The sequence below is a fragment of the Streptomyces sp. NPDC004732 genome (assembly GCF_040609235.1).
Lineage (GTDB): Bacteria > Actinomycetota > Actinomycetes > Streptomycetales > Streptomycetaceae > Streptomyces.
Window position 1 is genome coordinate 815,409 of the sequence record NZ_JBEXJR010000001.1, and the last position, 25,484, is coordinate 840,892.

The 25,484-nt window shown below is 73.0% G+C and carries 21 protein-coding genes and 2 riboswitches; of the genes, 9 read left to right on the forward strand and 12 right to left on the reverse strand.

Annotated features, from left to right (window positions below; translation table 11 throughout):
• Positions 1 to 30 precede the first annotated feature (30 nt).
• Entirely contained in the window at positions 31 to 711 is a 681-nt protein-coding gene (locus tag ABZV77_RS03360; protein ID WP_356249735.1) for a hypothetical protein, read from the forward strand.
• Here the strand turns inward: ABZV77_RS03360 and ABZV77_RS03365 are convergent.
• Positions 704 to 1,828 (reverse strand): cobalt-precorrin-5B (C(1))-methyltransferase, encoded by a 1,125-nt coding sequence (locus ABZV77_RS03365; RefSeq protein WP_356249737.1) that lies wholly within the window; start codon positions 1,826 to 1,828, stop codon positions 704 to 706. The genes ABZV77_RS03360 and ABZV77_RS03365 overlap by 8 nt on opposite strands.
• A 17-nt stretch (positions 1,829 to 1,845) precedes the next feature.
• Here ABZV77_RS03365 and ABZV77_RS03370 point away from each other — a divergent pair, with 17 nt between their 5' ends.
• A complete protein-coding gene (locus tag ABZV77_RS03370) occupies positions 1,846 to 2,592 on the forward strand; it encodes a cobalt-precorrin-6A reductase (protein WP_356249739.1) in 747 nt (248 codons plus the stop codon).
• 116 nt (positions 2,593 to 2,708) lie between these two features.
• Here the strand turns inward: ABZV77_RS03370 and ABZV77_RS03375 are convergent, their stop codons facing one another.
• Genes ABZV77_RS03375 through ABZV77_RS03385 form a run of 3 tightly spaced genes read right to left on the reverse strand, consistent with a single transcriptional unit; the run spans position 2,709 to position 6,168 of the window.
• A complete protein-coding gene (locus ABZV77_RS03375; RefSeq protein WP_356249741.1) occupies positions 2,709 to 4,253 on the reverse strand; it encodes a precorrin-2 C(20)-methyltransferase in 1,545 nt (514 codons plus the stop codon).
• The gene (locus ABZV77_RS03380; protein ID WP_356249743.1) at positions 4,250 to 4,891 is read right to left on the reverse strand and encodes a precorrin-8X methylmutase; all 642 of its coding nucleotides are present in this window, start codon (positions 4,889 to 4,891) and stop codon (positions 4,250 to 4,252) included. The genes ABZV77_RS03375 and ABZV77_RS03380 overlap by 4 nt, the downstream gene beginning before the upstream one ends.
• On the reverse strand, positions 4,888 to 6,168 hold the full coding sequence (locus ABZV77_RS03385) for a cobalamin biosynthesis protein CobG (RefSeq protein ID WP_356250174.1): 1,281 nt from the start codon (positions 6,166 to 6,168) through the stop codon (positions 4,888 to 4,890). Before ABZV77_RS03385 ends, ABZV77_RS03380 begins: the two co-directional genes overlap by 4 nt.
• 105 nt (positions 6,169 to 6,273) lie before the next feature.
• Positions 6,274 to 6,412: riboswitch (cobalamin riboswitch) on the forward strand.
• A 33-nt stretch (positions 6,413 to 6,445) separates the two neighbouring features.
• On the opposite strand from ABZV77_RS03385, the gene cobN reads away from it, so the two are divergent.
• Positions 6,446 to 10,084 carry a cobaltochelatase subunit CobN gene (gene cobN / locus ABZV77_RS03390; protein WP_356249745.1) on the forward strand — a complete coding sequence of 1,213 codons (3,639 nt, stop codon included), beginning with the start codon at positions 6,446 to 6,448 and terminating at the stop codon, positions 10,082 to 10,084.
• 40 nt (positions 10,085 to 10,124) lie between these two features.
• Here cobN and ABZV77_RS03395 read toward each other — a convergent pair whose 3' ends face one another.
• Positions 10,125 to 11,381, reverse strand: a complete 1,257-nt coding sequence (locus ABZV77_RS03395; protein ID WP_356249747.1) for an amidohydrolase — start codon at positions 11,379 to 11,381, stop codon at positions 10,125 to 10,127.
• A 119-nt stretch (positions 11,382 to 11,500) separates the two neighbouring features.
• On the opposite strand from ABZV77_RS03395, the gene ABZV77_RS03400 reads away from it, so the two are divergent.
• Positions 11,501 to 12,142 (forward strand): histidine phosphatase family protein, encoded by a 642-nt coding sequence (locus ABZV77_RS03400; RefSeq protein WP_356249749.1) that lies wholly within the window; start codon positions 11,501 to 11,503, stop codon positions 12,140 to 12,142.
• An 18-nt stretch (positions 12,143 to 12,160) separates the two neighbouring features.
• On the opposite strand, the gene ABZV77_RS03405 is transcribed toward ABZV77_RS03400, so the two are convergent.
• Positions 12,161 to 12,349: a hypothetical protein gene (locus tag ABZV77_RS03405; RefSeq protein ID WP_356249751.1), complete on the reverse strand. Its 189-nt coding sequence runs from the start codon at positions 12,347 to 12,349 to the stop codon at positions 12,161 to 12,163.
• A 193-nt stretch (positions 12,350 to 12,542) separates the two neighbouring features.
• Between ABZV77_RS03405 and ABZV77_RS03410 the strand changes: the two genes are divergently transcribed.
• Entirely contained in the window at positions 12,543 to 12,746 is a 204-nt protein-coding gene (locus tag ABZV77_RS03410; protein WP_055565872.1) for a hypothetical protein, read from the forward strand.
• Between the two features lie 87 nt (positions 12,747 to 12,833).
• Here ABZV77_RS03410 and ABZV77_RS03415 read toward each other — a convergent pair whose 3' ends face one another.
• The 3 genes from ABZV77_RS03415 to ABZV77_RS03425 all read right to left on the reverse strand — a co-directional run bounded on the left by ABZV77_RS03415 (position 12,834) and on the right by ABZV77_RS03425 (position 15,515).
• On the reverse strand, positions 12,834 to 13,031 hold the full coding sequence (locus tag ABZV77_RS03415) for a hypothetical protein (protein ID WP_356249753.1): 198 nt from the start codon (positions 13,029 to 13,031) through the stop codon (positions 12,834 to 12,836).
• 155 nt (positions 13,032 to 13,186) lie between these two features.
• Complete coding sequence (locus ABZV77_RS03420) at positions 13,187 to 14,419, reverse strand: spore photoproduct lyase family protein (protein WP_356249755.1); 1,233 nt, start codon at positions 14,417 to 14,419, stop codon at positions 13,187 to 13,189.
• Positions 14,420 to 14,513: 94 nt separating this feature from the next.
• The gene (locus ABZV77_RS03425) at positions 14,514 to 15,515 is read right to left on the reverse strand and encodes a LacI family DNA-binding transcriptional regulator (RefSeq protein WP_356249757.1); all 1,002 of its coding nucleotides are present in this window, start codon (positions 15,513 to 15,515) and stop codon (positions 14,514 to 14,516) included.
• Positions 15,516 to 15,687: 172 nt separating this feature from the next.
• Between ABZV77_RS03425 and ABZV77_RS03430 the strand changes: the two genes are divergently transcribed.
• The gene (locus ABZV77_RS03430; RefSeq protein ID WP_356249759.1) at positions 15,688 to 16,632 is read left to right on the forward strand and encodes a carbon-nitrogen hydrolase; all 945 of its coding nucleotides are present in this window, start codon (positions 15,688 to 15,690) and stop codon (positions 16,630 to 16,632) included.
• 29 nt (positions 16,633 to 16,661) lie between these two features.
• Here the strand turns inward: ABZV77_RS03430 and ABZV77_RS03435 are convergent, their stop codons facing one another.
• From ABZV77_RS03435 to ABZV77_RS03445, 3 genes are all read right to left on the reverse strand, one after another.
• Positions 16,662 to 17,261: a GNAT family N-acetyltransferase gene (locus tag ABZV77_RS03435; RefSeq protein WP_356249761.1), complete on the reverse strand. Its 600-nt coding sequence runs from the start codon at positions 17,259 to 17,261 to the stop codon at positions 16,662 to 16,664.
• The gene (tsaD, locus tag ABZV77_RS03440; RefSeq protein ID WP_356250176.1) at positions 17,261 to 18,316 is read right to left on the reverse strand and encodes a tRNA (adenosine(37)-N6)-threonylcarbamoyltransferase complex transferase subunit TsaD; all 1,056 of its coding nucleotides are present in this window, start codon (positions 18,314 to 18,316) and stop codon (positions 17,261 to 17,263) included. Before tsaD ends, ABZV77_RS03435 begins: the two co-directional genes overlap by 1 nt.
• Positions 18,317 to 18,434: 118 nt before the next feature.
• Positions 18,435 to 19,340: an alpha/beta hydrolase gene (locus ABZV77_RS03445; RefSeq protein ID WP_356249763.1), complete on the reverse strand. Its 906-nt coding sequence runs from the start codon at positions 19,338 to 19,340 to the stop codon at positions 18,435 to 18,437.
• Positions 19,341 to 19,814: 474 nt separating this feature from the next.
• Here ABZV77_RS03445 and ABZV77_RS03450 point away from each other — a divergent pair, with 474 nt between their 5' ends.
• The 3 genes from ABZV77_RS03450 to metE all read left to right on the forward strand — a co-directional run bounded on the left by ABZV77_RS03450 (position 19,815) and on the right by metE (position 25,428).
• Complete coding sequence (locus ABZV77_RS03450; protein ID WP_356249765.1) at positions 19,815 to 21,596, forward strand: PIG-L family deacetylase; 1,782 nt, start codon at positions 19,815 to 19,817, stop codon at positions 21,594 to 21,596.
• Complete coding sequence (locus ABZV77_RS03455) at positions 21,596 to 22,669, forward strand: acyltransferase family protein (RefSeq protein ID WP_356249767.1); 1,074 nt, start codon at positions 21,596 to 21,598, stop codon at positions 22,667 to 22,669. Before ABZV77_RS03450 ends, ABZV77_RS03455 begins: the two co-directional genes overlap by 1 nt.
• 46 nt (positions 22,670 to 22,715) lie before the next feature.
• Positions 22,716 to 22,940: riboswitch (cobalamin riboswitch) on the forward strand.
• A gap of 163 nt (positions 22,941 to 23,103) precedes the next feature.
• Positions 23,104 to 25,428 carry a 5-methyltetrahydropteroyltriglutamate--homocysteine S-methyltransferase gene (gene metE / locus ABZV77_RS03460; RefSeq protein ID WP_356249769.1) on the forward strand — a complete coding sequence of 775 codons (2,325 nt, stop codon included), beginning with the start codon at positions 23,104 to 23,106 and terminating at the stop codon, positions 25,426 to 25,428.
• Positions 25,429 to 25,484 lie beyond the last annotated feature (56 nt).

A 25,484-nucleotide genomic window follows, 5' to 3' on the forward strand; every position in this document is an offset into this window, starting at 1 on the left:
CCGCCCAGAGCGGTGGAGGTGCCGGTGCGGATGTCGGTGGAAGCTTCGGCGGGCGGCAGAGCGCGGTTACGGACGGTCGGCGCGCTGACAGGGATCGCCGCCTCGGTTCTGATGTGCGGCCTCGCGGTGGTCACCGTGGTGCTCGTGCCCACGTGGTGGCCGCACCCCATGGTGGCCGTCGTCGCGGGGCTGCCGCTCCTGGCCGCGGGGTTCGCGCTGGTCCCCGTGTGCTTCATCTTCCTCGGCGCCTGGCAGTTCGGCGCGGCCGCGCTCGCACAGTGCCTGCTCGCCTTGGGGCTGCTGGCCTTCCTCGACCAGGCCGTGCTCGACGTATGGGGTGAGCCGGTGGAGACCGTGGTCACCAAAGCCGTACGGCACGAGAGGAACGGGCCGGCCGGCAACGTCACCGGCACGTGGTGGGAGTGTTCGCTGCGCGGGCCCGACGGCGCGGAGCTCGAAAGGACCCTGCGGGAGTCGGACTTCTTCCCGGTGGGCGACGCGTGCCCGGCGGGTACGGAGCCCGGCGACCGGCTCGTGGTGTACGCGGCGCCCGGCGGGTTCGCCGCGCCGCAGACCAACGCGCCGGTCGGGGGCGCGCCGGCGGTCGCCACGCTCGTGGTCGCCGCCACGGTGACGGCGGCGGCGTTCACGGCCTCGGGAATGCGGCGCCGGGCCTCGGCGACGGGCAGCGACACCGCCCCCGTCACTTGAGGGCGCTGCGCCCCACGACCGTCCCCGCCCTGTCGATGCAGATGACGTCCACCATGACCGGGGCTCCCCGCAGCACCCCGAGCGCCTCGTCGCGGGCCGTCTCCGCCACCAGGTCGCCGAGCGGCACCCCGGCCGCCGCGCACAACTGCAGTGCGGCGAGGCCCGTGTTGGCGTCGGCGATCCGCGCCGCCAGCTCCTCGGAGGCGCCGCCGCGCCGGGCCAGGCGGGCCAGGAAGCCCTTGTCGACCTGGGAGCGGGCCGAGTGCAGGTCCAGGTGGCCCGCCGCCAGCTTCGACAGTTTGGCGAAGCCGCCGCAGATGGTGAGGCGGTCGACGGGATGGCGGCGCACGTACTTGAGGACCGCGCCCGCGAAGTCCCCCATGTCGAGCAGCGCGTCCTCCGGCAGCCCGTACTCGGCGACGACCGTCTTCTCCGACGTCGACCCGGTGCACCCGGCCACATGCGTACGCCCGGCCGCCCGCGCCACGTCCACGCCGCGCCGGATCGAGTCGATCCACGCCGAGCAGGAGTAGGGCACGACGATGCCGGTCGTCCCGAGGATGGACAGGCCGCCGAGGATGCCCAGGCGCGGGTTCCAGGTGGAGCGGGCGATCTCCTCGCCGTGGTCGACGGAGAGGGTGATCTCGACGTCCGGCGTGGTCCCCGCGCGGGCGGCGACCTGCGCCACGTGGTCCCGCATCAGCTGCCGCGGCACGGGGTTGACCGCGGGCTCGCCGACGTCCAGGGGCAGCCCGGGGCGGGTGACGGTGCCCACGCCGGGGCCCGCCTTGAAGACGACGCCCGCACCGGCGTGCAGCCGCCGCACCGTGGACCGCACCAGCGCGCCGTGGGTGACGTCCGGGTCGTCGCCCGCGTCCTTCACGATGCCCGCCATGGCGTGCGAAGCGCCCAGTTCCTCGGCGGCGAGCGCGAAGGCGGGCGTCTGGCCCTTGGGCAGCGTGATGGTCACCGGGTCGGGGAAGTCGCCGGTGAGCAGCGCCGTGTACGCGGCCGTCGTGGCGGCGGTCGCACAGGCACCGGTCGTCCAGCCGGACCGCAGACCGGTGTGCTTGAGTTGGGCGCTGCGCCCGCCCGTGGCCTTGGCTGCCTCACTCATGAAGGAACTCGAACTCCGTGCACGTACTGATTCTGGGGGGAACGACCGAGGGCCGCCGTCTGGCGGAGCTCCTCGCCGACGCGGCGGGGGTGCGGGTGACCAGTTCCCTGGCGGGCCGGGTCGCGGCGCCCCGGCTGCCGCCCGGCGAGGTGCGCGTGGGCGGCTTCGGCGGGGCCGAGGGGCTGGCGGCGTGGCTGGCCGAGCACCACGTGGACGCGCTCATCGACGCCACCCATCCTTTCGCCGGGACGATCTCGTTCAACGCGGTGAAGGCCGCCGCGCTCGCCCATGTTCCCCTGCTCGCCCTGCGGCGGCCCGGCTGGGTCGCGGAAGAGGGTGACGACTGGCACGAGGTCGGTTCCCTGGATGAGGCCGCACGGGTGCTTCCTGGGCTGGGGAAGCGCGTGTTCCTCACCACGGGGCGGATGGGGCTCGCCGCGTTCTCCGGGCCTGAACTGGCTGGTCTCTGGTTTCTCGTACGTTCCGTCGACGCGCCCGAGCGGCCGTTCCCCTCCCGCATGGAGGTGCTCCTCGACCGGGGCCCGTTCACGCTCGCCGGGGAGCGGGAGATCCTGCGCGCCCACCGTGTCGACGTCGTGGTGACGAAGGACAGTGGGGGTGCGGCGACGTCGCCGAAGCTTGTCGCTGCGCGCGAGGCGGGGATTCCTGTCGTGGTGGTCCGGCGGCCTGCCGGGCCGGAGGGGGTCACCGGCGTCGCCACGCCGGAGGAAGCGGTTGCCTGGGTGCGTACGCTGCGCGGCTAGGTGCGGGTCGTTTGTGGCTGGTCGCGCAGTTCCCCGCGCCCCTAAAAGCGGGGCTCGCGCCCCGTAAGGGGCGCGGGGAACTGCGCGCTCAGCCACCACGAGTCCGCACACGAGGGTCACCCCTCGGGATACCGCCGCGGCGTCCAGACGATCTGGTCCCTGCCCCCGCGCCGCCGCGAAACCCTCGTCTGCGACGACCCGACGATCAGCAACGTACGCATGTCGACCTCCGTCGGATCGAGGTCACCGAGGCGCACGATCCGGACGCTCTCCTCGGGGCCGCCGACGTCACGGCCGAGTACGACCGGGGTATCAGGGGTCCGTTGCTCCAGGAGCAGCTCCCGCGCCTTGCCCACCTGCCAGTTGCGGCTGCGCGAGCCCGGGTTGTAGAGCGCGAGGACGAGGTCCGCGGAGGCCGCCGCGGCCAGCCGCTCCGCGATGACCTCCCACGGCTTGAGACGGTCCGACAGGGAGAGGGTCGCGTAGTCATGGCCGAGCGGCGCGCCCGCGCGGGCCGCCGCGGCGTTCGCGGCGGTCACTCCGGGGAGCACCCGGACCGGGACGTCGGCGAAGAGGTCCTGCGAGGCGACCTCCAGGACGGCCGTGGCCATCGCGAAGACGCCGGGGTCGCCGCCGGAGACGACCGCGACGCGCCGCCCGCGCCGCGCGAGCTCCAGGGCGAACTCGGCGCGCTCGGACTCCACGCGGTTGTCGGAACCGTGCCGTCGCTGGCCGGGGCGGTGCGGCACCCGGTCGACGTACGTGGTGTATCCGACCAGGTCGTCGGCGGCGGCGAGCGCGCCGCGCGTCTCGGGCGTCAGCCACAGCGGACCCGCGGGACCCGTGCCGACCACGACGACCTCGCCGCGCTCCGGGGTCTCCTCCGCGGGGGCGGGCGCGGGCCCTCCGGTCAGCGGCGCGACCCGGCTCGGCAGCACCGCCACCGAGAAGTAGGGCACCGACTCCGGGTCGACCTCGGCGAGGCGGCCGGTGCGCTCGCCCTCCATGGTGGCCCGCTCCACATAGCGCGCCTCGTCGAGGCGGCCTGCGCGCTCCAGGGCGCCCCGCACCTTCCCGAACGTGCGGCCGAGCTTCATGACGACTGCCGAGTCCGTCGCCGCGAGGCGCGCGGCCAGCTCCTCCTCGGGGAGGGTGCCGGGCAGGACCGTGAGGACCTCCTCGGCCTCCACCAGGGGCTCGCCGAGCCGGGCGGCCGCGGCGCTCACCGAGGTGACGCCGGGGATCACCTCGGTCGCATAGCGGTGAGCGAGGCGCTTGTGCATGTGCTGGTACGAGCCGTAGAAGAGCGGGTCGCCCTCGGCGAGGACGGCGACCGTGCGGCCCGCGTCGAGGTGGGCGGCGAGCCGGGCCGCGGCCACTTCGTAGAAGTCGTCGAGGGCGCCGCGGTAGCCGCCGGGGTGGTCGGTGCTCTCCGTGGTGACGGGGTAGACCAGCGCTTCCTCGATGTGGTCGGCGCGGATGTGCGCGGCCGCGATCGAGCGGGCGATGGAGCGGCCGTGCCGGGCGGAGTGGTACGCGACCACGTCGGCGGCGGCGATGATCTCCACGGCGCGCAGGGTCATCAGCGACGGGTCGCCGGGGCCGAGGCCGACGCCGTAGAGCCGCCCCTGCGGGCGCTGTTCGGTGGGTACGCCGCTCATTCCGCTTCGCTCGCAATCGCGTTGATCGCCGCCGCGGCCATCGCACTGCCGCCGCGACGTCCCCGTACGACCAGGTACTCCAGACCGGAGGTGTGCTCGGCGAGCGCGTCCTTGGACTCGGCGGCGCCGACGAAGCCGACCGGGATGCCGAGGACGGCGGCCGGGCGCGGCGCGCCCTCCTCGATCATCTCCAGGAGGCGGAAGAGCGCGGTGGGTGCGTTGCCGATGGCGACGACCGAGCCTTCGAGGCGGTCGCGCCAGAGTTCGAGGGCGGCGGCGCTGCGGGTGGTGCCGAGCCGGGCCGCGAGGTCGGGCACGGACGGGTCGGCGAGGGTGCAGATCACTTCGTTGTCGGCGGGCAGCCGCTTGCGCGTGACGCCGCTCGCGACCATGTTCGCGTCGCAGAGGATCGGCGCGCCGTCGCGCAGCGCCTTGCGGGCGTCGGCGATCACGCGCGGGCTGTAGGAGAGGTCGCGCACGAGGTCGACCATCCCGCAGGCGTGGATCATCCGGACCGCGACCTGGCTGACGTCGGCGGGCAGGCCTTGGAGGTCCGCCTCCGCGCGGATGGTGGCAAAGGACTCGCGGTAGATCGCCGCGCCGTCCTTCTCGTAGTCGAACACTGTGCTCTCGCTCATCTCGTGGCCGTTGGTTTCGTGGTGGTACGTGCCGTGGTGACCTGCTCGGTCAGAGTGCCGTCCGTCAGAGGCGTCCGGTCCTCGCCGGGGACGCGCACCGTCACCTCGTACTGCCCGTCGCCGGTGGCGAGGACGTCGACCCAGTCGCCCCACGGGTGCCCGCAGCGGCGTTCGCAGCCGGACCAGTGGACGGGCAGGCCGCCGAGGCCGGGGACGGCGTCGGCGCGTACGTCAGAGAGGGACTTGGCGCAGCCGGGGCGTCCGGTGCAGGCGCCGACGCCCAGCCAGGGCGATGCGGCGTCGGTGATGTGCCCGGCGTCGGCGAGTACGGCGAGACGCTCGCGGGCCGCGGCCCCGTCGGCGAAGCCGGGCACGACGAAGCCGCGCCAGGGTGTGACGCGCAGTTCGTCGGCGGGCAGCGGCAGGAGGGCCCGCCACTGGGCGGCGGTGACGCGGCCGAGGGGGGCGCTCACGACGACTGCGTCGCCGATCGCCCCGGGTGCCTGCGGGGCGCTTCGGGAGACGGTCCAGGGCTCGGTGCGCACGGCGTCGATGCCCGCGCGCTCCAGTGCTCCTGCGAGGTCCACGCGGTGCTCGCGGGGCAGCTCCCCCACCCGCCAGGCGCCGTTGCCCGCGGCGGTCGCGGCGGCGTGGAAGGCCCCCGCGGCGGTGAGCGCGGCGCGGGGGGCGTCGGCTCCGGCGATCCGGAACGCCAGGCCGCCGACGCGGACGACCGCCGTCCCGCCCGATTCTGCGATCAAGGTCACATCGCCGCCGAGTCCGACGACGTCCCCTCGCCCGTCGTCCAGGGCGAACAGGAAGCGGCCCGAGAGCTCCGTGGTCCACTCCTCGGAACACAGGAGTCCGTCCAGCTCACGGGCCCACAACTGCACGTCACCATGGCCGAGTCGGTCGATGCCCGCGAGCGGTGACGCCACGACGTTGCGGATGCGCTCGTGCCGCTCGGAGGGGAGCAGGCCCGCTTGTGAGAGCAGCGCGGAGAGTTCGCCGCCGCAGGTCTCGCCGAGGCCCCGCAGCTCGATGTTGCCGCGCGAGGTGATGCTGAGGCAGCCGTCCGCCAGACGCTCCGCCGCGGTGACCAGCGCCTCGGCCTGACGTGTCGTCAAAAGTCCTGCGGGCAGCCGGAGTCGGGCGAGGTGGCCGTCGTCGGCGCGGTGCAGGCGGAGGGCTCCGGGGCAGGCGTCACCCCTGTCGCGTATGGGGGGTTCGCCCTGTTTTGTGGATGATGCTCGGGTGGGCGGCATGGCGGCGAGCATACCCACGCGGATCCGGCGGGTCGCCTCCCGAGACGGACCGTTCTGGCAGGTGGCCGCCCCGCCGACCGTGGGCAGGACTTACTATGCAGGCGGCGGGCTACCAAGTCCGTCGACGCCAGCGACGGCGTGGGTCCACCAGGACCCGAAGGAGGAAGCCCGGTGTGAATCCGGCGCGGTCCCGCCACTGTGAGCCCCACCCGAGTGGGGCGAGCCAGGAACTCCTGCCGTCCATACGACCACCCGGGGCGCGGACACCCCGAGGAAGGCCTGCGCCCGCATGCTTCTGCTGTTGTCGACCTCCGACACCGACCTGCTCAGCGCCCGCGCGGCGGGGGGTCCGGTCGACTACCGGTTCGCCAACCCCTCCCGTCTTGACCTCGAAGGACTGCCCGCGCTGCTGGACGGCGTCGACCTCGTCGTCGTCCGTCTCCTCGGCGGCGTCCGTGCCTGGCAGGACGGCCTGGACCAGCTCATCGCCACCGGTCTCCCTGTGGTCGTGCTCACCGGTGAACAGGCACCCGACGCCCAGCTCATGGCCTCCTCGACCGTGCCGGTCGGCATCGCCGCCGAGGCGCACGCCTACCTGGCGCACGGCGGCCCCGCGAACCTGGAGCAGCTGGCCCGCTTCCTCTCCGACACCGTGCTGCTCACCGGCCACGGCTTCGAGCCGCCCGCCCCCGCCCCGTCGTGGGGCCCGCTGGAGCGCACGGCCCGCGCCGACGGCGCCGAAGGCACTGACAGCCCGACCGTGGCGGTGCTCTACTACCGCGCCCACCACATGAGCGGCAACACCGCGTTCGTGGACGCGCTGTGCGGCGCGATCGAGGACGCGGGCGCCCGGGCACTGCCGCTGTACGTGGCCTCGCTGCGCGCCCCCGAGCCCGAGCTGATCGACGCGCTGCGGGCCGCCGACACCATCGTGACGACGGTCCTCGCGGCCGGTGGCACCAAGCCCGCCGAGGCCTCCGCGGGCGGCGACGACGAGTCGTGGGACGCGGGTGCGCTGACCGGGCTCGACGTGCCGATCCTCCAGGCGCTCTGTCTGACCGGGTCGCGTTCGGCCTGGCAGGAGAACGACGAGGGCGTCTCGCCGCTCGACGCCGCGAGCCAGATCGCGGTGCCGGAGTTCGACGGCCGCCTCATCACGGTCCCCTTCTCCTTCAAGGAGATCGACGAGGACGGTCTGCCCGCGTACGTCGCCGACGCCGAGCGCGCGGCCCGCGTCGCCGGTATCGCCGTGCGCCACGCGCGCCTCAAGCACATCCCGGCCGCCGACAAGCGCATCGCCCTGGTGCTTTCCGCGTACCCGACGAAGCACTCCCGCATCGGCAACGCGGTCGGCCTGGACACCCCGGCATCCGCCGTCGAGCTCCTTCGCCGACTCCGCGCCGAGGGGTACGACTTCGGCCCCGAGGCCGACATCCCCGGCCTGGTCTCCGGCGACGGCGACGAGCTGATCCGCGCGCTCATCGACGCAGGCGGCCACGACCAGGACTGGCTCACCGAGGAGCAGCTCGCCGCCAACCCGGTGCGCATCCCCGCCGCCGACTACAAGCGGTGGTACGCGACCCTGCCCGAGGAACTGCGCGACTCCGTCGAGCAGCACTGGGGCCCGCCGCCCGGCGAGATGTTCCTCGACCGGTCCCGCGTCGGCCAGGGCGGCGACCCGGAGGGCGACATCGTGCTCGCGGCCCTGCGCCGCGAGAACCTCCTCATCCTGATCCAGCCGCCGCGCGGCTTCGGCGAGAACCCGATCGCGATCTACCACGACCCCGATCTGCCGCCGTCGCACCACTACTTGGCCGCCTACCGCTGGATCGCGGCGCCCGCGTCCGACAACGGCTTCGGCGCCGACGCGATGATCCACCTCGGCAAGCACGGCAACCTGGAGTGGCTGCCCGGCAAGAACGCGGGCCTCTCCGCGGCGTGCGGCCCCGACGCCGCGCTCGGCGACCTGCCCCTGATCTACCCCTTCCTGGTCAACGACCCGGGCGAGGGCACGCAGGCCAAGCGCCGTGTGCACGCCACGCTCATCGACCACCTGGTGCCGCCGATGGCGCGCGCCGACTCCTACGGCGACATCGCGCGCCTGGAGCAGCTCCTCGACGAGTACGCCCAGATCAGCTCCATGGACCCGGCGAAGCTCCCGGCGATCCGCGCGCAGATCTGGACGCTCATCCAGGCCGCCAAGCTCGACCACGACCTGGGTCTCGAGCACCGCCCGGACGACGACGGCTTCGACGACTTCCTGCTGCACGTCGACGGCTGGCTCTGCGAGATCAAGGACATGCAGATCCGCGACGGTCTGCACGTCCTGGGCAACCCGCCCGCGGGCGCCGACCGCGTGAACCTCGTGCTCGCCGTGTTGCGCGCCCGCCAGATCTGGGGCGGCACGACCGCGCTGCCGGGCCTGCGCGAGGCGCTCGGCCTCGACGAGTCGGCGGCGACGCGCGTCACCGCCGACGAGGCCGAGGACAAGGCCCGCGCCCTGGTCCAGGCGATGGACGACGCGGACTGGGACCCGGCGGCCGTGGCCTCCGTGGCCGCGGACCACGGCGACCAGGTCGCCGCCATCCTGGAGTTCGCGGCCCGCGAGGTCGTCCCGCGCCTGGCGGCCACCACCGCCGAGCTCGACCACTCCGTGCACGCCCTGAACGGCGGCTTCGTCCCGGCGGGCCCGTCGGGCTCCCCGCTGCGCGGCCTGGTCAACGTCCTGCCGACCGGCCGGAACTTCTACTCGGTCGACCCGAAGGCCGTCCCCTCCCGCCTCGCGTGGGAGACGGGCCAGGCCCTGGCCGACTCCCTCGTCGAGCGCTACCAGCAGGACAACGGCGAGTACCCCACCTCCGTGGGTCTGTCCCTGTGGGGCACGAGCGCCATGCGCACCGCGGGCGACGACGTCGCGGAGGCGATGGCGCTGCTCGGCATCCGCCCCGTCTGGGACGACGCGTCACGCCGCGTCACCGGTCTGGAAGCCGTCCCGTACGAGGAGCTGGGCCGCCCGCGCATCGATGTGACGCTGCGCATCTCGGGCTTCTTCCGCGACGCGTTCCCGCACACGATCGGCCTGCTCGACGACGCGGTGCGGCTCGCGGCCTCCCTGGAGGAGCCCGCCGACCGCAACTACGTGCGCGCCCACGCCCAGGCCGACCTGGCCGAGCACGGCGACGAGCGCCGGGCCACCACCCGCATCTTCGGTTCGCGCCCCGGCACGTACGGCGCGGGCCTGCTCCAGCTCATAGACTCCCGCGACTGGCGCACCGACGCGGACCTCGCCGAGGTCTACACGGTGTGGGGCGGTTACGCGTACGGCCGCGGGCTCGAAGGCCGCCCGGCCCGCGCCGAGATGGAGACGGCGTACAAGCGCATCGCCGTGGCCGCGAAGAACACGGACACCCGTGAGCACGACATCGCGGACTCCGACGACTACTTCCAGTACCACGGCGGCATGGTGGCGACCGTGCGCGCGCTGCGGGGCACGGCCCCGGAGGCGTACATCGGGGACTCGACCCGCCCCGAGACGGTCCGCACGCGCACCCTGGTGGAGGAGACCTCGCGGGTGTTCCGCGCGCGCGTGGTCAACCCGAAGTGGATCGAGGCGATGCGCCGCCACGGTTACAAGGGCGCCTTCGAACTCGCCGCCACCGTGGACTACTTGTTCGGGTACGACGCCACGACGGGCGTCGTCGCCGACTGGATGTACGACAAGCTCACCGAGACGTACGTCCTGGACCCGACCAACCGCGAGTTCCTCCAGGAGGCCAACCCCTGGGCCCTGCACGGCATCGCGGAGCGCCTCCTGGAGGCGGAGTCGCGCGGCATGTGGGCGAAGCCGGACCCGGCGGTGCTCGAAGCGCTGCGGCAGGCCTACCTGGAGACCGAGGGCAACCTGGAGGACGGCGGCGACGAGGCCTGAGCCCTCGTCGCCCCCTCCGTCCGCTGGTCGCGGTCGGCCGTCACTGCGACGGCCGACCGCCCAGCCACGCCAGCGCGCCCGTCGTCAGCGCGGTGACCCCGGTGGTGAGGGTCGGCTCGACGAGCGGGGCGAAGAACGGCGAGTGGTTGGACGGAATGTCCCGCTCGAAGGTCCCCGCCTTCTGGGCGGCCGCGACCTCCGCCGGGTCGGCGCCGCCGAACAGCCAGTAACAGAGCGGGACTTGGCGCTCCGCCGAGGTCGCGAAGTACCCGACGTCCTCGCTGCCGGTCACAGGACCGGGGTCGAAGACGCGCTCCGCCCCGATCGCCGCGCCGATGGCGGCCGTCGTCCGCTCCACCGCGTCGGCGTCGTTGTAGAGCACGGGGAAGGAGTCGATCTCCGTGATCTCGGGCTCCCGCTCCGCCCCCGCCGTGGCCGCCTCGCCCTTGACGATGCGCTCGACGGCGGCGAGGACCTTCGTCCGCACCTCGGGCGTGTACGTCCGGATGTTGATCTTGAGCTCGGCCTCGTCGGGAATGATGTTCTCCTTCGTCCCGGCCTGGAGCGAGCCGACGGTCACCACGGCCGTCTCGCCGCCCGCGATCTCCCGGGACACGATCGTCTGCAGCCGCATCACGGTCGCGGCGGCCATCACCACGGGGTCGATCGACGTCTCGGGGCGCGAGCCGTGCGCGCCCTTGCCGAACATCCGCACGCGCAGGGAGTCGGTCGCCGCGAAGGCGGGCCCGGGGTGCGCCCCGATCATCCCGGCGGGCAGCGGCGCGACGTGCTGCCCGAGCACGACGTCCGGCACGCCGAACCGCTCGTAGAAGCCGTCCTGGACCATGGCCTGCGCGCCCTTCGCGACCTCCTCGGCGGGCTGGAAGACCCCGACGATCCGGCCCGACCAGTCGGCGCGGGCGTCCGCGAGCAGCTTCAGGGCGCCCAGCAGACAGGTGACGTGCATGTCGTGCCCGCACGCGTGCATCACGCCGTCGTTGCCGGAGGCGTACGGCAGCCCGGTCCGCTCGGTGACGGGCAGCCCGTCCATGTCGGCACGGAGGAGGACGGTCGGCCCGGCGCCGTTCTCCAGGACGGCGACCACACCGGTGCGGCCGACGCCGGTCGTGACCTCGTACCCGTACGAGGCGACGCGGCGGGCGGCTTCGGCCGCGGTGCGGTGCTCCTCGAAGGAGAGTTCCGGATGGGCGTGCAGATCGCGGTAGAGGGCGGCGAGGTCACCCTTGATGGCGTCGAGACCCAGCAGGGCGGAAGAATTCCGTTCGGCGGCGGACATGTCACGCTCCTCTTCGGTGGTGTCCGGCCACCTTACGGATGGCTTTGCGGGGGCCTGTGCAGGGCTCTTCCGTTCGGGGCGGCCGGAACCGGTACGGAACGCGGGGCGTCCCTCCCCGCATGATCACTCCCACGACCGGTCCGACCGCCACGCGTCACCTCTACATCACCCGGCACGGCGAGGCCACGCCCGACGAGAGCGGGCTGACGCAGGCAGGCCTCAGGCAGGCGGTCCTGCTCGGCGAGCGACTCCGCGACATCCCCTTCGCGGCGATCCACCACGGCCCGCTCCCCCGGGCCGAACAGACCGCCGCCCTGATATCCGACCAGCTGAAGAGCAACGCCCCCCTGGTCCGCTCGGCCCCGGCGGGCGACTACCTCCCCTACATCCCGTACAAGGAAGAGCTGCCCCCGGAAACGGCCGACGCGACACTGGAGCGCCTGGCCCAGTTCCCCGCGGCGGAACGCGAGGACGGCCCCGCCCTGGCCGCCGAGGCACTGACCCGGTTCACCGGCCCCGTCCCCGGCGACGCAGCGCGCCACGAACTCCTCGTCACGCACAACTTCCTGACCGGCTGGCTGGTCCGCGCCGCTCTCGACGCCCCACCCGCACGCTGGCTGGGCCTGAACCACTGCAACGCGGCCCTGACGGTCATCCGTTACACCCCGGGCCGCCCGGCTTCACTGGCGCTCTACAACGACATGCGGCACCTCCCCGAAGAACTGCGCTGGACGGGTTTCCCACCGGAGCTGCGCGCCTGACCCCGGCGGCACCGCGCCTCACCACACGGTCGGCAGGCCGAAGTTGTTGATGAGCGGCCCTTCGACGGTCACCCCCTCATTGACCACGGTGTCGGCGACGGGCAGCGGGATCGGCAGCGGGCCGGGATTGGCCGGGGCGACGGCGACCGCCGGACCCGCGGCAGCGGCGAGGGCGACGAGAGCGAGAACCAGAGCGCGACGGAACATACAACAGCCTTACGAGCTAGGGAGATTGGTTCATTCGGGCGACGGGAGAGCGACAACCCGTTCGTATGATCGTCGGTGACGATCGGTGACTTCCTGACCGTGTCCGGGTTACACCCCGTGAGCGGGCCGCGACCGCGGGCCCGTACGCGCACGCTCCAAGGAGGCCGCAGTGAACGGCAATTGGGTGCAGAAGATGTCCCGTTGGACCCTGGTCGCAGCAGTGGCGGCCGCACCGGCCGTCCTGTGCTCCGGCACGGCACACGCCGACGAGACGCACGAGAACTCGCACAACGCACCCGTGGTCGCGCTGGTCAACACCGGCCAGATCGACGACCCGATGGAGGACGTGCTGGAGCACACGCTTCTCTTCGGCGACGGTTACCGGTGGGGCGGTTGAGGGCCTGCCCCACCGCACGGTGAGCGGGCGAGGCGGTCCGTTCAGGACCGCCTCCCGTTCAGACCGCCTGCAGGCCGTCCTCGACCGTCACGGAGCCAGACATGCCGCGCCCGGCACCTCCGCCGGAACGCCGAGGCTCGCCGGGTCGACGAGGGCCGTGACGTCACCGGCCGACTGCGTCAGGCAGTCGACGGTCGCGACGGGGTCCGGCACCGCGCTGGCGGGCACCGCGAGGACCCCGAGCAGCGTGACGGCACCGAGGATGACGGCGGCGGAGCGACGCATGTGAACTCTCTTTCATCCGGGCTGAGTTGCCTGCGACTCGACGATCAATGCGAGCCGCCCAGTGACTCCCCAGCCCTACGAACCGATACGCCCCATATCACCCGTACGTGCAAGAGGTAACGATCCTCTACAGTTTTCCGCTGTTATCCGGAACGTCAGAAGGCGTACCTGATGCGCAGCCAGGGAGCGTGCGCCGCAAGCAGCTGCTGGATCCGCGCCAAGGCCTGCCTCTTGATCTCCTGGGCGTAGCGCACGTTGAGTGCGCCGTTCTGTGACCGCTTGGTCTCCTGCGCGTCCGGCTGCCACAGCACGTCCTCGGCGCGGGGATGCCAGCCCAGGTTGACCTCGTGGAGCCCCTGATTGTGCGTCAGCATGATGACTTCGGCGGCGGCCTGCGCCTTCACCCGGGCGGGCAGGACGTCGTCGAGGTGGTCGAGCAGCTCGGCCCAGTCCCGCTGCCAGCCCTGGCGCAGCACGACGGGCGAGAGGTTGAAGTGCACCTCGTACCCGGCGTCGAGGAAGTCCGCGGCGGCGGCGATCCGTTCGCCGACCGGGCTGGTGCGGATGTCGAGGAGCCGGGCGTCGTCGGCAGGCATGAGGGAGAAGCGCACGCGGGTGCGCCCCTGTGGGTCGAGCGCGAGCAGATCGGGGTTGACGAACTTGGTCGCGAAGGAGGCCTTGGCGGTCGGCATGCCACGGAAAGCGGCAATGAGGTCAGCGGTGTTGTCGCAGACCAGGGCGTCGACGGAACAGTCACCGTTCTCGCCGATGTCGTAGACCCACGCCTCGGGATCGCACTGGTTGGGCTCGGCCTTCGGGCCCTGGGCCCGCACGTGGCGCCGGACGTGGGCGACGATCGCCTCGATGTTGGTGAAGAGCGTGATGGGGTTGGCGTAGCCCTTGCGGCGCGGGACGTAGCAGTAGGCGCAGGCCATCGCGCACCCGTTGGAGGGGCCCGGGGCGATCCAGTCCGCGGAGCGGCCGTTGGGGCGCGTGGCGAGCGTGTGCTTGACCCCGAGGACGAGCGTCTCGGTCTTGATCCGGACCCATCGGCCGATGTTGCCGTCGTTGCCGTGCAGCGAGGGAATGAGCCAGTGCCCGTCGACCTCGGTCACGCGCACGTCCGGCGACAACCGGGACATGATCTGCTGACCGCGCGGGGAGTCGAGGGCGGCGGGCTCGGCGTACACCTCGCGCACATCGAGCATCCGGCGCACCTCCGGACCGTCCCGGAACGCACCGGCTCCGGGGGCGCGGGCGGGGCCTGCCGGGCCGGTTTCCTCCGGAGCGCTTTCCTCCGGAGCGGTGTGCGACCACCCGAAGAGAGCTTGCTGCTCGGGCTTTACGGGGCCGGGGCCGGGTTCGGGACCAGGGCCGGGAGTCGTCATGGGCTGCCTCCGAAAGTCCCGTTGCGTACCGGTACATCCCATCACGTCACGCCGACGCCGACGCCGTTCCGACCCCGGCCGTCGCGTATCCGGATCAAGCCCCGCCGAGGGTCGAGGCGCGGGCCTCAAGGGCCCATTGATGGGTGCGGACCGCCGCCGGATCGGCGCGCTCCGCGAGGATGTCGCAGAGGAGCTCCGCGCAGGCACGGCCGTACGCCGAGGGGCGCAGGTCGACGGCGGTGACGGGCGGGCCCGCGCTGCGGGTGGCGGTTCCGTCGACGCAGGCGGCCACGTAGAAGTCCCGGCCCACGACGCGGTCCCGGGTGGCCGCCGCGTGGAGGACTCCCGGCGCCGCACCGTCCGGCGCGCAGATCACGGCGTCGATCTCCGGCGCCGCGGCGAGCAGGGCGAGCGTGGCCTGCTCCGCCTCGCGGGCCGTGGCGGCGAAGGAGACCGTACGGACCTCCACCGGCACCCCGTGCGCACGCCCCCAGTCGGCGGCCGTGGCGTGCAGGGCGGCGGCCCACGCGGAGGTGTCGGCGGGCGCCAACAGGGCGGGGCGGCGGGCGCCGCGGCCGTGCACGTGGTCAAGGAGGGCAGTCAGCGAGGCGGAGTTGTCGCAGATGACCGCGCCGCTGGGGGCGGGGGCCGACCCCAGATAGCGCTCGCCGGTGACGACGGGGATGCCCGCGCCGAGCAGTCCGGGCACGGCGGGGTCGCCGATCTCGGGGTCGATGACGAGGAGCCCGTCGACACGTGACGCGAGCGGCCCGTGCGCACCGGTGGCGGGCGCGAGCAGGACGACGTCGAGCCCCTCCTCCTGGGCGCGGGAGACGGCCCCGAAGGCGAGGTTCATGTAGTAGTCGAGGCGCGTCGCGGTCTGCGGCAGGTGCAGTCCGATCGCTCCGGTGCTGGCGCGGCGGAGGCGGCGCGCGGCGCTGTTGGGCCGGTAGCCGAGGCGGGCGGCGACCTCGCGGACGTGCTCGCGGGTGGCCTCCGCGACGCGGCCCGAGCCCTGGAGGGCGTCGGATGCGGTGCTCTTGGAGACTCCGGCGGCGCGGGCGACGTCGAGGAGGGTGACGGTACGGGCATTCACGTGCCCGAAGTGTAGACGTACGGGGCCAGCCTTGCCGGAACGTTCCGGCACGGTCTACATTCGGCTGTGCCGGAACGTTCCGGCAATGCGTTGCGCGGTTCCGTGCCACGCCCTCCCCCCTTTCCCTCCCCTTCCCCCGCTCCACTCCCCTGCTACTCGACTGGATGTCGTCATGCGCCTGATCACCGCGTACAACCCGCCCGCGTCCCCGACCAGGACCCGTCCCGCCGAGCGCGCCCCGCTCCGGGTGGCCGCCGTGCAGCAGCGCTGGCACCGCGACCCCGCCGAGCACCGCGCGGCCCTGCTCGAAGGCATCCGTCTCGCGGCGGCCGAGGGCGCGCGGGTGGTGTGCCTCCAGGAGCTGACGCTGTCGCCGTACTTCGCGGTGGTCCGCAAGGCCGACCACCCCGCTCCGGCCGAGCCGGAGGACCTGCTCACCGGTCCGACGTTCACCTTCGCCGCCGAGGCGGCACGCGAGTGCGGCGTGTACGTGCACGCCTCGCTGTACGAGCGGGCTCCGGCACCCGGCGGCGAGGACGACGGGCTCGGCTACAACACCGCGATCCTCGTCGCCCCGGACGGCAGCCTCGCCCAGCGGACCCGCAAGACGCACATCCCGGTCTCGGAGGGCTACTACGAGGACCACTGGTTCCGGCAGGGCCCGGCCGGTGCGGACGCCTTCCCGCTGGTGCAGGTCGACGAGGCGCGGTTCGGCCTTCCCACCTGCTGGGACCAGTGGTTCCCGGAGGTGGCCCGCGCCTACTCGCTGGCCGGGGCCGACGTCCTCGTCTACCCGACCGCCATCGGCTCCGAGCCCGGCCACCCCGGCTTCGACACCCAGCCGATCTGGCAGAAGGTCATCACCGGCAACGCGATCGCCAACGCGACGTTCATGGTGGTGCCCAACCGGATCGGGTCGGAGAACGGGCTGACCTTCTACGGGAGTTCATTCATCGTCGACCCCTACGGGCGGGTCCTGGCGCAGGCCCCGCGCGACGAGCCCGCCGTACTGGTCGCCGATCTCGATCTCGACGCCCGCCGCGACTGGCTGGAGCTCTTCCCGTTCCTCGCGACCCGCCGCCCCGACGCGTACGCGCCGCTCACCGTCGAGCGCTGAGGCGGGAGGCCGGAGGAGGTCGGAGAAGGTCAGAGGGGACGGGGCGCGGCGGCACCGGCCGGGTGCCGTGGGCCGAGGTAGGCCGCGAGACCCGCGCCTCCGGCGGCGGGATGGGTGACCGGTGTCCAGCCCGCCCGCTCGTAGAAGGTGCGGGCCGCTCCGGCCGCCACCGAGGTCAGCAGCCAGCAGCGGCCGTCGGCTCGGTCCCTGGTCACCGCGTCCAGCAGCCCGGAGCCCGCGCCGGTGCCCCTGGCCCGGGAGGCGACCGCCAGCTCGTCCACCTCGCGGGCGCCGCACAGCCACGCGGCCGTGCGGTCCTCGCCGAGGGCGGCCGAGATCTGCGGGTAGCAGCGGCTGGTGGGGAAGGGCCGCGGAGTCGTCCAGGCGGTGGCCCAGCCGAGGACGGCCTCCCCGTCGCCCGCGCCCCCTTCTCTGTCCCCGTCCAGCGCGAGCGCGGCGGTGAACCCCGGCCGGTGCACGTCCTCCGCAAGCCGCCGCAGGTAGCCGTCGGCGTGCTCGGGCCCCTCCCCCCAGGGGGCGCCTCCGAACGCGTCCACGTACGCCGTGCGGATGCCTTCCGCGTACGACAGCAGACGGCTTCCGGAGACGGCTTCGATGACGGTGGCCATCAGGCGGCCCTGCCGACAGAGGGCACCGGAGTGAGCGAGGCGTAGTCGAGCGGCGCGGACGGGTCGATCGACACGTTGAGCGGCGCGGGCTCGGCCCCGGAGCGCACCAGCAGGTCGCCGACGGCCGCGATCATCGCGCCGTTGTCGGTGCACAACGTCATGGGCGGCACCCGCAGTTCGATCCCCGCGGCCGCGCACCGCTGCTCGGCCAGGCCGCGCACCCGCGAGTTCGCCGCCACGCCGCCGACCACGACCAGCGTCTTCACGTCGTACGCGCGACAGGCCGCGAGCGCCTTGCGGGTCAGCACGTCCGCGACGGCCTCCTGCAGCGCGGCGGCCCCGTCGGCCACCGATGGCTCCTCGCCCCGGAGACGATGCTGCTCGGCCCACCGTGCGGCGGCCGTCTTGAGCCCGGAGAAGGAGAAGGCGTACGGATCGTCTCCCGGGCGCGTCAGCGGTCGCGGGAACGCCACCGCCCGCGGATCCCCGTCCCGCGCCGCACGGTCGATCGCGGGCCCGCCCGGATAGGGCAGCCCCAGGATCCGGGCGACCTTGTCGAAGCACTCGCCCGCCGCGTCGTCGAGCGTGTCCCCCAGGTGCAGGATCGGCTCGCGCACCAGGTCCCGCACCAGGAGCAGCGAGGTGTGCCCGCCGGAGACGATCAGCACCACGCAGGGGTCGGGCAGCGGGCCGTGCTCCAGCGTGTCGGCGGCGACGTGCCCGGCCAGGTGGTGCACCCCGTACAGCGGGACCCCGGCCGCGTAGGCCAGGGTCTTGGCACCGGCCAGCCCCACTTGCAGGGCTCCGGACAGGCCGGGGCCGGTCGTGACGGCGACGGCGTCGATCTGACCGAGTCGCAGACCGGCCTCGTCGAGGGCCTGCCGGACGACCGGGTTGAAGGCGTGCAGGTGCGCGCGGGCGGCGATCTCCGGCACCACGCCGCCGAACCGCGCGTGCTCGTCCATGCTCGACGCCACCACGTGCGCGAGCAGCTTCCCGTCCCGCACGATTCCCGCGCCGGTCTCGTCGCAGGACGACTCGATCCCCAGCACCACAGGTTTGCTCACTGCACGCTCCTTCTGCACAACTCATGCACTTGCAATATATGTGCAATAGGAGCGCCGGGTCAGATCCACCCGGCCCTTCCTCATCCCCTACGCGCCGACCGCACCCCTACGCGCCGACCGCACCCCGCACGAAACCCCGCAGGTGCGCGCGCACAGCGTCGGGCCGCTCCAGCCACGGTTCATGACCGGCGCCTTCGACCCGGGTCAGCGGAACGTCGAGCGAGCGCGCCAGCGTGTCGAGCGCCGAGACCGGGCGGGGGTCGTCGGCACCACCGAGAAGCTCCGTCCGCGCGGGCAGCCGCTCGCGCAGCTCGTCCAGATGTCCGTCGAGGGGGTCCGCACGCCCCTCCTCGCCGAGTTCGGCGTTCATGGTCCAATTGACCGGACGCCGCCGACGGGCACCCTCGGCCGCCCACTGCCGGCCGCGTTCGACGTCGGCGTGGTCGGTGAACCAGGCCAGGGTGAGCAGCTCGACCTCCTGCTCCTCCGTGCGGCGCGGCATCTCCTCCAGTACGCGGAGCCGTTCCTGCTGCGCCGGGGTCGTGCGGCGCCCCCGTTCCGCCCGGTCCCCGGCACGCCAGTCACCGACGAACGGCCCGCACATCAGCAGCGCCGCGGCCACCCGGTCCGAGTGGGCGAGGCAGAACCGGGCGGCCAGGTCGGCGCCGTAGGAGTGCCCGATCAGCACGGCCCGGGGCGCGTCCCACGCGTCGAGGAGCTCGGCGAGATCGCCGACGTGCCGGGCGAGGGTGTGGCGCCCGCGCCACGGCGAACGGCCCGTCCCGCGCTGGTCGTACCGGTACACGGGCGCCAAGTCCGCGACCATGGCGGCGACTTCACCCAGGTAATCGGGCAACCCGGGGCCACCGTGCAGCAGGACCACAGGCGTCGGCCGCCCACCACCCCGCCCGCCGCCCCGACCTGCGTCCCGCCCGCCGCCTTCCAGCGCCGTCCACCGCAACTGCGCCCCGTCGGTCATCGGCGCGAGGCCCCGCTTCTCTGTCCACGTCACCGCGGAGAAGCTACCCGCCCGGCGCCGTGAGGAAGATCACTGAGGACAACCCGCCGCTTTCGCAGGTCATCTTCCCCCGTGATCAAGGAGCCACCAGCCGCAGCTGCTGGCCGAGTGGCCGGTACGTCGGATGCAGATAGGCAAGCCCACCCATGCCCCCCGAAAAGCGCATTCTCGCGCGCGCAACCCGTCGCAATGTCCTCACGGCCACCGTGCTGGGTGTCGTGGCGCCCGCAGGCATCGGCATAGGCATGGTCGTCCGCTCGAAGGGTGACGGCGGCGACGTGCCCGTCACCCCGCATCAGTCACCGGACATGAGCACGGCGGGCCCCACGGGTACGTGGGCGACCTCAGGGCCGCAGCCCAGGACCGAGGAATCGGTCCTGCAGATCATCGCCCACCCCGACGACGATCTATCTGACGTCCGGCGAGTCCAACGGCGTGAACGCCCCCAGGAAGGGCACGTTCCGGGGCATGCCCCGACCCGCGCGCGACGAGCGCAAGTACGCCAAAGCGCGGCAGAACGGCATTCGCGCCGCCTACGCCGAGATGGTCACGGGACGGCCGGAGCACCCCTGGCGGCGCTCCGTCATCCCGACGGCGGGCGGCGGGCAGGCGGAGCTCGACACGTTGCAGGGGTATCCCCACATCAACCTGGTGTGGACGCTGCTGCACGAGGCGGGCAGCATCGCCGGTGACCGGCCGCACAGCCTGCACGGGCTCTGGGACGGCCGGGTCGGCGTGCTCGGCTCGCAGCTGGCGCACGAGGGTCCGGTCACCCGCGACTTCTCGTACACCGAGGAACAGCCGATCCGGACGGTGACCGGCTATCTGGAGCGGTTCCGGCCGACGCAGGTCCGGATGCAGAACCCGACGCCGGGCCGTCTGGACCGCAACCTCAAGTGCTCCGACCACCAGGACCACCGCTTCGGCGCCCGGTTCGTCCAGCAGGCGCTCGACCCCGCGTCCGGCACGTCCAAGGCCCGCACGCTCGAAACGTACTCCTGGGGAGACGCCCCGCAGGACACCTGCAAGGACTCTGCGGGCTGCGGTGACCTCAAGGTCGCCGCGAGCCCCAAGCCCCGCTGGTCGCACAGCATCCACCACGCCGGTGAGACCGGCGCCGACTGGCTGCTCGCGGGCAAGGACGACAGCCTGTGGGCCTTCGCCGTGCTGGACGGCCGGATCGCGCACTGGCACCGGCCTGGCGGCAAGGGCGGGCGGTGGAGCGCGAGCCGGTGGAAGGGGCCCGTGTTCCGGGCGGAGACCGGAATCGACACGGGCGTGCGGCCGGTGGCGCTGCCCGACGGACGTATCGCCGTCTTCGGTACCCGTACGCTGTTCGGTGACCAGCCCGCCGCATACCGCAAGGAAGTGGGATTTATCGCCCAGCAGGCCCCGGGCAAGCCCTTCGGCCCCTGGCAGTCGCTGGACAGCCCCGAGCTGTCCGGCGAGGTCGGTACGAACGACATCAGTGCGCCCGCGGTCGTGGCGCACGACGACGGCACGATGTCCGTGTTCGTGCGCGACAGCAGCCGCCGGCTGACCGCGCGCGTCCAGCGGTCCGACGGCACGTGGACTCCCTGGCGCGGCCTGGGCGGTGAGGCCGTGCACAGCGATCCGGTCGCCGCCAAGGACCGCGCCGGACGCGCCTACTTCCTTGCCGCGACCCCGCACAGCGTCCTGGCCTGGATCCAGGACGAGCCGGGCGCGGACGTGCGCGGCCCGCTGGCCACCGGCCTTCCGGCGACCACGTTGCCGTTGACCGTCCGGCCCGACGACGACGGCGTCCGGGTCTTCTACCGCATCCCCGCCTCCGGGGACGTGGGCTCCGCCCGCCTGCACGCGGACAGCCTCACGCCCTTCACGGCGGAGCCGGGCCGGGCGCGCCGGTCGTCCTCCACCGCGCACACGTCGGTGGCCGCCACCGATCTGGGCGGGGCGGGCGGCTACGGCCCGGTGAGCGTCACCGCGGACGACTGGGGCGGTGTCCTGCTCGCGGCCCGGACGGCCACGGGCGATGTCGCCACGGCCTGGGGCACGTCGGGCGTCGCAAGGAACCGGCCGCAGTGGAACCACACCGGGGTACTCCCGGCGGGCGCGCCGTCGAGCGCTCCGCTGGCGTCGGGCGGCGTCGTGCTCACCATGCTCGGCCTCGACAGCCGCCTGTACTGGACCCATGCCAGACGTGGAGGAGGTCGTCTGGCTCCCTGGCAGCCGGTGGAGTCTCCGACGGCAGGGAGGTCGAAGGCCTGATGCGGATGCCGACCCCCACACGCCTGCGTACCAACCAGAACACCCCCCAGAACACCCGGAAGCCGCTCGACTCGCGCGATCCGTTCTTCGACAACGCGAAGTTCCTCCTGATCGTGCTGGTCGCCCTCGGCCACTCCTGGGAACAGATCGTCTCCGGCACGCACACGCTGCAGGCGGTCCACACCGTGGTCTACGCCTTCCACATGCCGGCGTTCATCCTGTTGTGCGGCTACTTCTCGCAGCGCTTCACCGGCCGCCCCGACCAGGTGCGCAAACTGATCGAAGGGGTGCTGATCCCCTACCTCCTGTTCGAGGCGGCGTACTCCGCCACGTACAGCGCGGTGCGGGGCGAGCCGTACACCTTCACCCCCACGGAACCCACCTACCTCTGCTGGTTCCTCGTCGCCCTGTTCCTCTGGCGGCTGAGCACACCCCTGTGGCGGGCGGTCCGCCACCCGGTGCCGATCGCCGTGGTGGTCTCCCTCGCGGCCGGTCTCACGACGATGGGTTACGACCTGGCGCTGCCGCGCGTGCTGATGTTCCTGCCCTGGTTCGTCCTCGGCATGAACCTGCGCCCGGAGCACTTCGCCCTCCTGCGCACGAAGGCGGCCCGCCGCTGTGGCGTGGTGGCGCTGGTCTGCGCCGTGGTCGCGGCGTATCTGTGGATGCCCGCGCCCGACGAGCACTGGTTGTCCATGGACGTCGGCTACACGGAGCTCGACATCAGCTGGCCGCAGTACCTCGCCGTGCGCGTCGGCATCTTCGCGCTCAGCGCGGTGCTGGTCGCCGCGTTCTTCGCCTGTGTGCCCCGACGCCGCACGCCCTTCACCGCTCTCGGCGCCGCCACGATGTACCCGTACCTCCTGCACGGCCTGCTGATCCGCGCGGGCGAGGCGGCGGGCCTGTATCCGGTCCTGAAGGACCTGGGCGCGGTCGGCCAGGTCCTCCTCACCCTCGGCGTCGTCACCACGGTGTTCCTGCTGTCGACTCCGCCGGTGCGGAAGCTGTTCCGTCCGCTGGTGGAGCCCCGGCTGCCGCGTGGCGCCGTGCCGGTGGACGAGCGTTCGAAGTGACCTTCCGGAATCCGGCGGCCCTAGCACTGCTCCACCGCCACCCCGTAGGGTGATCGGCGCAGCTGGTTCGCCCCGTCCGCCAGACGGGAGCGTCGCAAGAGGGAACCCGGTGGGAATCCGGGACTGCCCCGCAGCGGTGAGTGGGAACGACCGCCGTCATCACGCACTGGGCCCCGACGAACGGGACCTGGGAAGCGACGGCCAGTAGGTGTCCTCCCCCGGGAGGATGCGCCCGCGAGTCCGAAGACCTGCCCGCTGTCCGTGCCCGAGCCATTCGTGCGCGGATATTCCGGTGACCTCGAGGGCGGGTCGGCGTACATAGCGAGCGGATGACCGCGCCTTGCCGCGCGAGACGGTACCCGCCGGTATGTCACTCCTTCTTGGCCACGCAGGTCTCCGGGATCCCCGGGATACGTCTCTCGAAGGAGATCTCCGTGACCACCAAGACCGCAGCCGCGGCAGCACGGGCCACCGTGTACGGCTACCCCCGCCAGGGCCGCAACCGCGAGCTCAAGAAGGCCATCGAGGGCTACTGGAAGGGCCGCGTCACCGCCGACGCCCTCCGGAGCACCGCCGCCGACCTCCGCCGCGCCAACTGGCAGGAACTCTCCGACGCGGGCATCGGCGAAGTCCCCACCGGCGACTTCTCGTACTACGACCACGTCCTGGACACCACCGTCATGGTCGGCGCCGTCCCCGAGCGCCACCGCGCCGCGGTCGACGCGGACGCGCTCGACGGGTTCTTCGCCATGGCGCGCGGCACGCAGGACGTGGCGCCGCTGGAGATGACGAAGTGGTTCGACACCAACTACCACTACCTGGTGCCCGAGCTGGGTCCCGGCACGGTGTTCACCGCCGACTCCACCAAGCAGGTCACCGAGTTCAAGGAGGCCCAGGCGCTGGGCCTGACGGCGCGGCCCGTGCTCGTCGGCCCGGTCACCTACCTCCTGCTCGCCAAGCCCGCCCCCGGGGTGGCCGCCGACTTCGACCCGCTGACCCTCCTCGACCGCCTCCTTCCGGTGTACGCAGAGGTGCTCGCCGACCTGCGCGCGGCGGGCGCCGAATGGGTCCAGCTCGACGAACCGGCCCTCGTCCAGGACCGCACCCCGGCCGAGCTGAACGCGGCCGAGCGCGCCTACCGCGACCTCGGCGCCCTCACCGACCGCTCCAAGCTCCTCGTCGCCTCGTACTTCGACCGGCTCGGCGACGCCCTCCCGGTGCTCGCCAAGGCCCCGGTCGAGGGCCTCGCCCTCGACTTCACCGAGGCCGCCGCCGCGAACCTCGACGCCCTCGCCGCGGTCGGCGGTCTGCCCGGCAAGCGGCTCGTCGCCGGTGTCGTCAACGGCCGCAACATCTGGATCAACGACCTGGCCAAGTCCCTCACCACCCTCGGCACGCTGCTCGGGCTCGCCGAGCGGGTCGACGTGGCGACCTCCTGCTCCCTCCTCCACGTCCCCATCGACACGGCCCTCGAACGGGACATCGAGCCGCAGATCCTGCGCTGGCTCGCCTTCGCCCGGCAGAAGACGAACGAGGTGGCCACGCTCGCCAAGGGGCTGGCCCAGGGCACCGACACCATCACGGCCGAACTGTCGGCCAACAAGGCGGACCTGGCCTCGCGCGCCGAATCGCCGATCACCCACGACCCGGCCGTCCGGGCCCGCGCCGGTGCCGTCACCGACGCCGACGCGCGCCGCTCCCAGCCCTACGCCGAGCGGACCGCCGCCCAGCGCGCCCACCTCGGCCTGCCGCTGCTGCCGACGACGACCATCGGCTCGTTCCCGCAGACCAACGAACTGCGCACGGCCCGCGCCGACCTGCGGGCCGGGCGCATCACCACGGCGGGCTACGAGGACCGCATCAAGACCGAGATCCAGGACGTGATCTCCTTCCAGGAGAAGACCGGCATCGACGTCCTGGTGCACGGCGAGCCCGAGCGCAACGACATGGTGCAGTACTTCGCCGAACAGCTCACCGGCTACCTCGCCACCCAGCACGGCTGGGTCCAGTCGTACGGCACGCGCTACGTCCGCCCGCCGGTCCTGGCCGGTGACATCTCGCGCCCCGAGCCGATGACGGTGCGCTGGACGACGTACGCCAACTCCCTCACCGACCGCCCGGTCAAGGGCATGCTCACCGGCCCCGTCACCATGCTCGCCTGGTCCTTCGTCCGCGACGACCAGCCGCTCGGCGACACCGCCCGCCAGGTCGCCCTCGCCCTGCGCGACGAGGTCAATGACCTGGAGGCGGCAGGCACCTCGGTCATCCAGGTCGACGAGCCCGCACTGCGCGAAACGCTGCCGCTGCGCGCCGCCGACCACCCCGCGTACCTGGCCTGGGCCACCGAGTCCTTCCGCGTCTCCACCAGCGGGGTGCGGCCGGACACCCAGATCCACACGCACATGTGCTACGCCGAGTTCGGCGACGTCGTCCAGGCCATCGACGACCTCGACGCGGACGTCATCAGCCTGGAAGCGGCCCGCTCCCACATGCAGGTCGCCCGCGAACTCGCCACCCACGGCTACCCCCGCGAGGCGGGCCCCGGCGTCTACGACATCCACTCCCCGCGCGTCCCCAGCGCCGAGGAAGCCGCCGCCCTGCTGCGCAAGGGACTCGACGCCATCCCCGCCGAACGGCTCTGGGTCAACCCCGACTGCGGCCTGAAGACCCGCGGCTGGCCCGAGACCCGCTCCTCCCTGGAGAACCTGGTCACGGCGGCCAGGACGGTCCGTGAGGAGATCGGGACGGCTGCGTCCTGACCGTCCTGAACGCGTCCTGACGGCGCGATGCGTGCCGGTGTCGGGGCGGGATTCAG

Excerpts from the sequence above, each read along its gene's own strand:
- ABZV77_RS03430 (WP_356249759.1), top strand. The coding sequence starts at position 15,688 with ATGCGCCTGATCACCGCGTACAACCCGCCCGCGTCCCCGACCAGGACC.
- cobN (WP_356249745.1), top strand. The coding sequence starts at position 6,446 with ATGCTTCTGCTGTTGTCGACCTCCGACACCGACCTGCTCAGCGCCCGC.
- ABZV77_RS03360 (WP_356249735.1), top strand. The coding sequence starts at position 31 with ATGTCGGTGGAAGCTTCGGCGGGCGGCAGAGCGCGGTTACGGACGGTC.
- ABZV77_RS03365 (WP_356249737.1), bottom strand. The coding sequence starts at position 1,828 with ATGAGTGAGGCAGCCAAGGCCACGGGCGGGCGCAGCGCCCAACTCAAG.
- ABZV77_RS03405 (WP_356249751.1), bottom strand. The coding sequence starts at position 12,349 with ATGTTCCGTCGCGCTCTGGTTCTCGCTCTCGTCGCCCTCGCCGCTGCC.
- ABZV77_RS03385 (WP_356250174.1), bottom strand. The coding sequence starts at position 6,168 with ATGCTCGCCGCCATGCCGCCCACCCGAGCATCATCCACAAAACAGGGC.
- ABZV77_RS03435 (WP_356249761.1), bottom strand. The coding sequence starts at position 17,261 with ATGGCCACCGTCATCGAAGCCGTCTCCGGAAGCCGTCTGCTGTCGTAC.
- ABZV77_RS03420 (WP_356249755.1), bottom strand. The coding sequence starts at position 14,419 with ATGACGACTCCCGGCCCTGGTCCCGAACCCGGCCCCGGCCCCGTAAAG.
- ABZV77_RS03410 (WP_055565872.1), top strand. The coding sequence starts at position 12,543 with ATGTCCCGTTGGACCCTGGTCGCAGCAGTGGCGGCCGCACCGGCCGTC.
- ABZV77_RS03450 (WP_356249765.1), top strand. The coding sequence starts at position 19,815 with ATGCCCCGACCCGCGCGCGACGAGCGCAAGTACGCCAAAGCGCGGCAG.
- ABZV77_RS03380 (WP_356249743.1), bottom strand. The coding sequence starts at position 4,891 with ATGAGCGAGAGCACAGTGTTCGACTACGAGAAGGACGGCGCGGCGATC.
- ABZV77_RS03455 (WP_356249767.1), top strand. The coding sequence starts at position 21,596 with ATGCGGATGCCGACCCCCACACGCCTGCGTACCAACCAGAACACCCCC.
- ABZV77_RS03400 (WP_356249749.1), top strand. The coding sequence starts at position 11,501 with ATGATCACTCCCACGACCGGTCCGACCGCCACGCGTCACCTCTACATC.
- ABZV77_RS03415 (WP_356249753.1), bottom strand. The coding sequence starts at position 13,031 with ATGCGTCGCTCCGCCGCCGTCATCCTCGGTGCCGTCACGCTGCTCGGG.
- ABZV77_RS03395 (WP_356249747.1), bottom strand. The coding sequence starts at position 11,381 with ATGTCCGCCGCCGAACGGAATTCTTCCGCCCTGCTGGGTCTCGACGCC.
- ABZV77_RS03375 (WP_356249741.1), bottom strand. The coding sequence starts at position 4,253 with ATGAGCGGCGTACCCACCGAACAGCGCCCGCAGGGGCGGCTCTACGGC.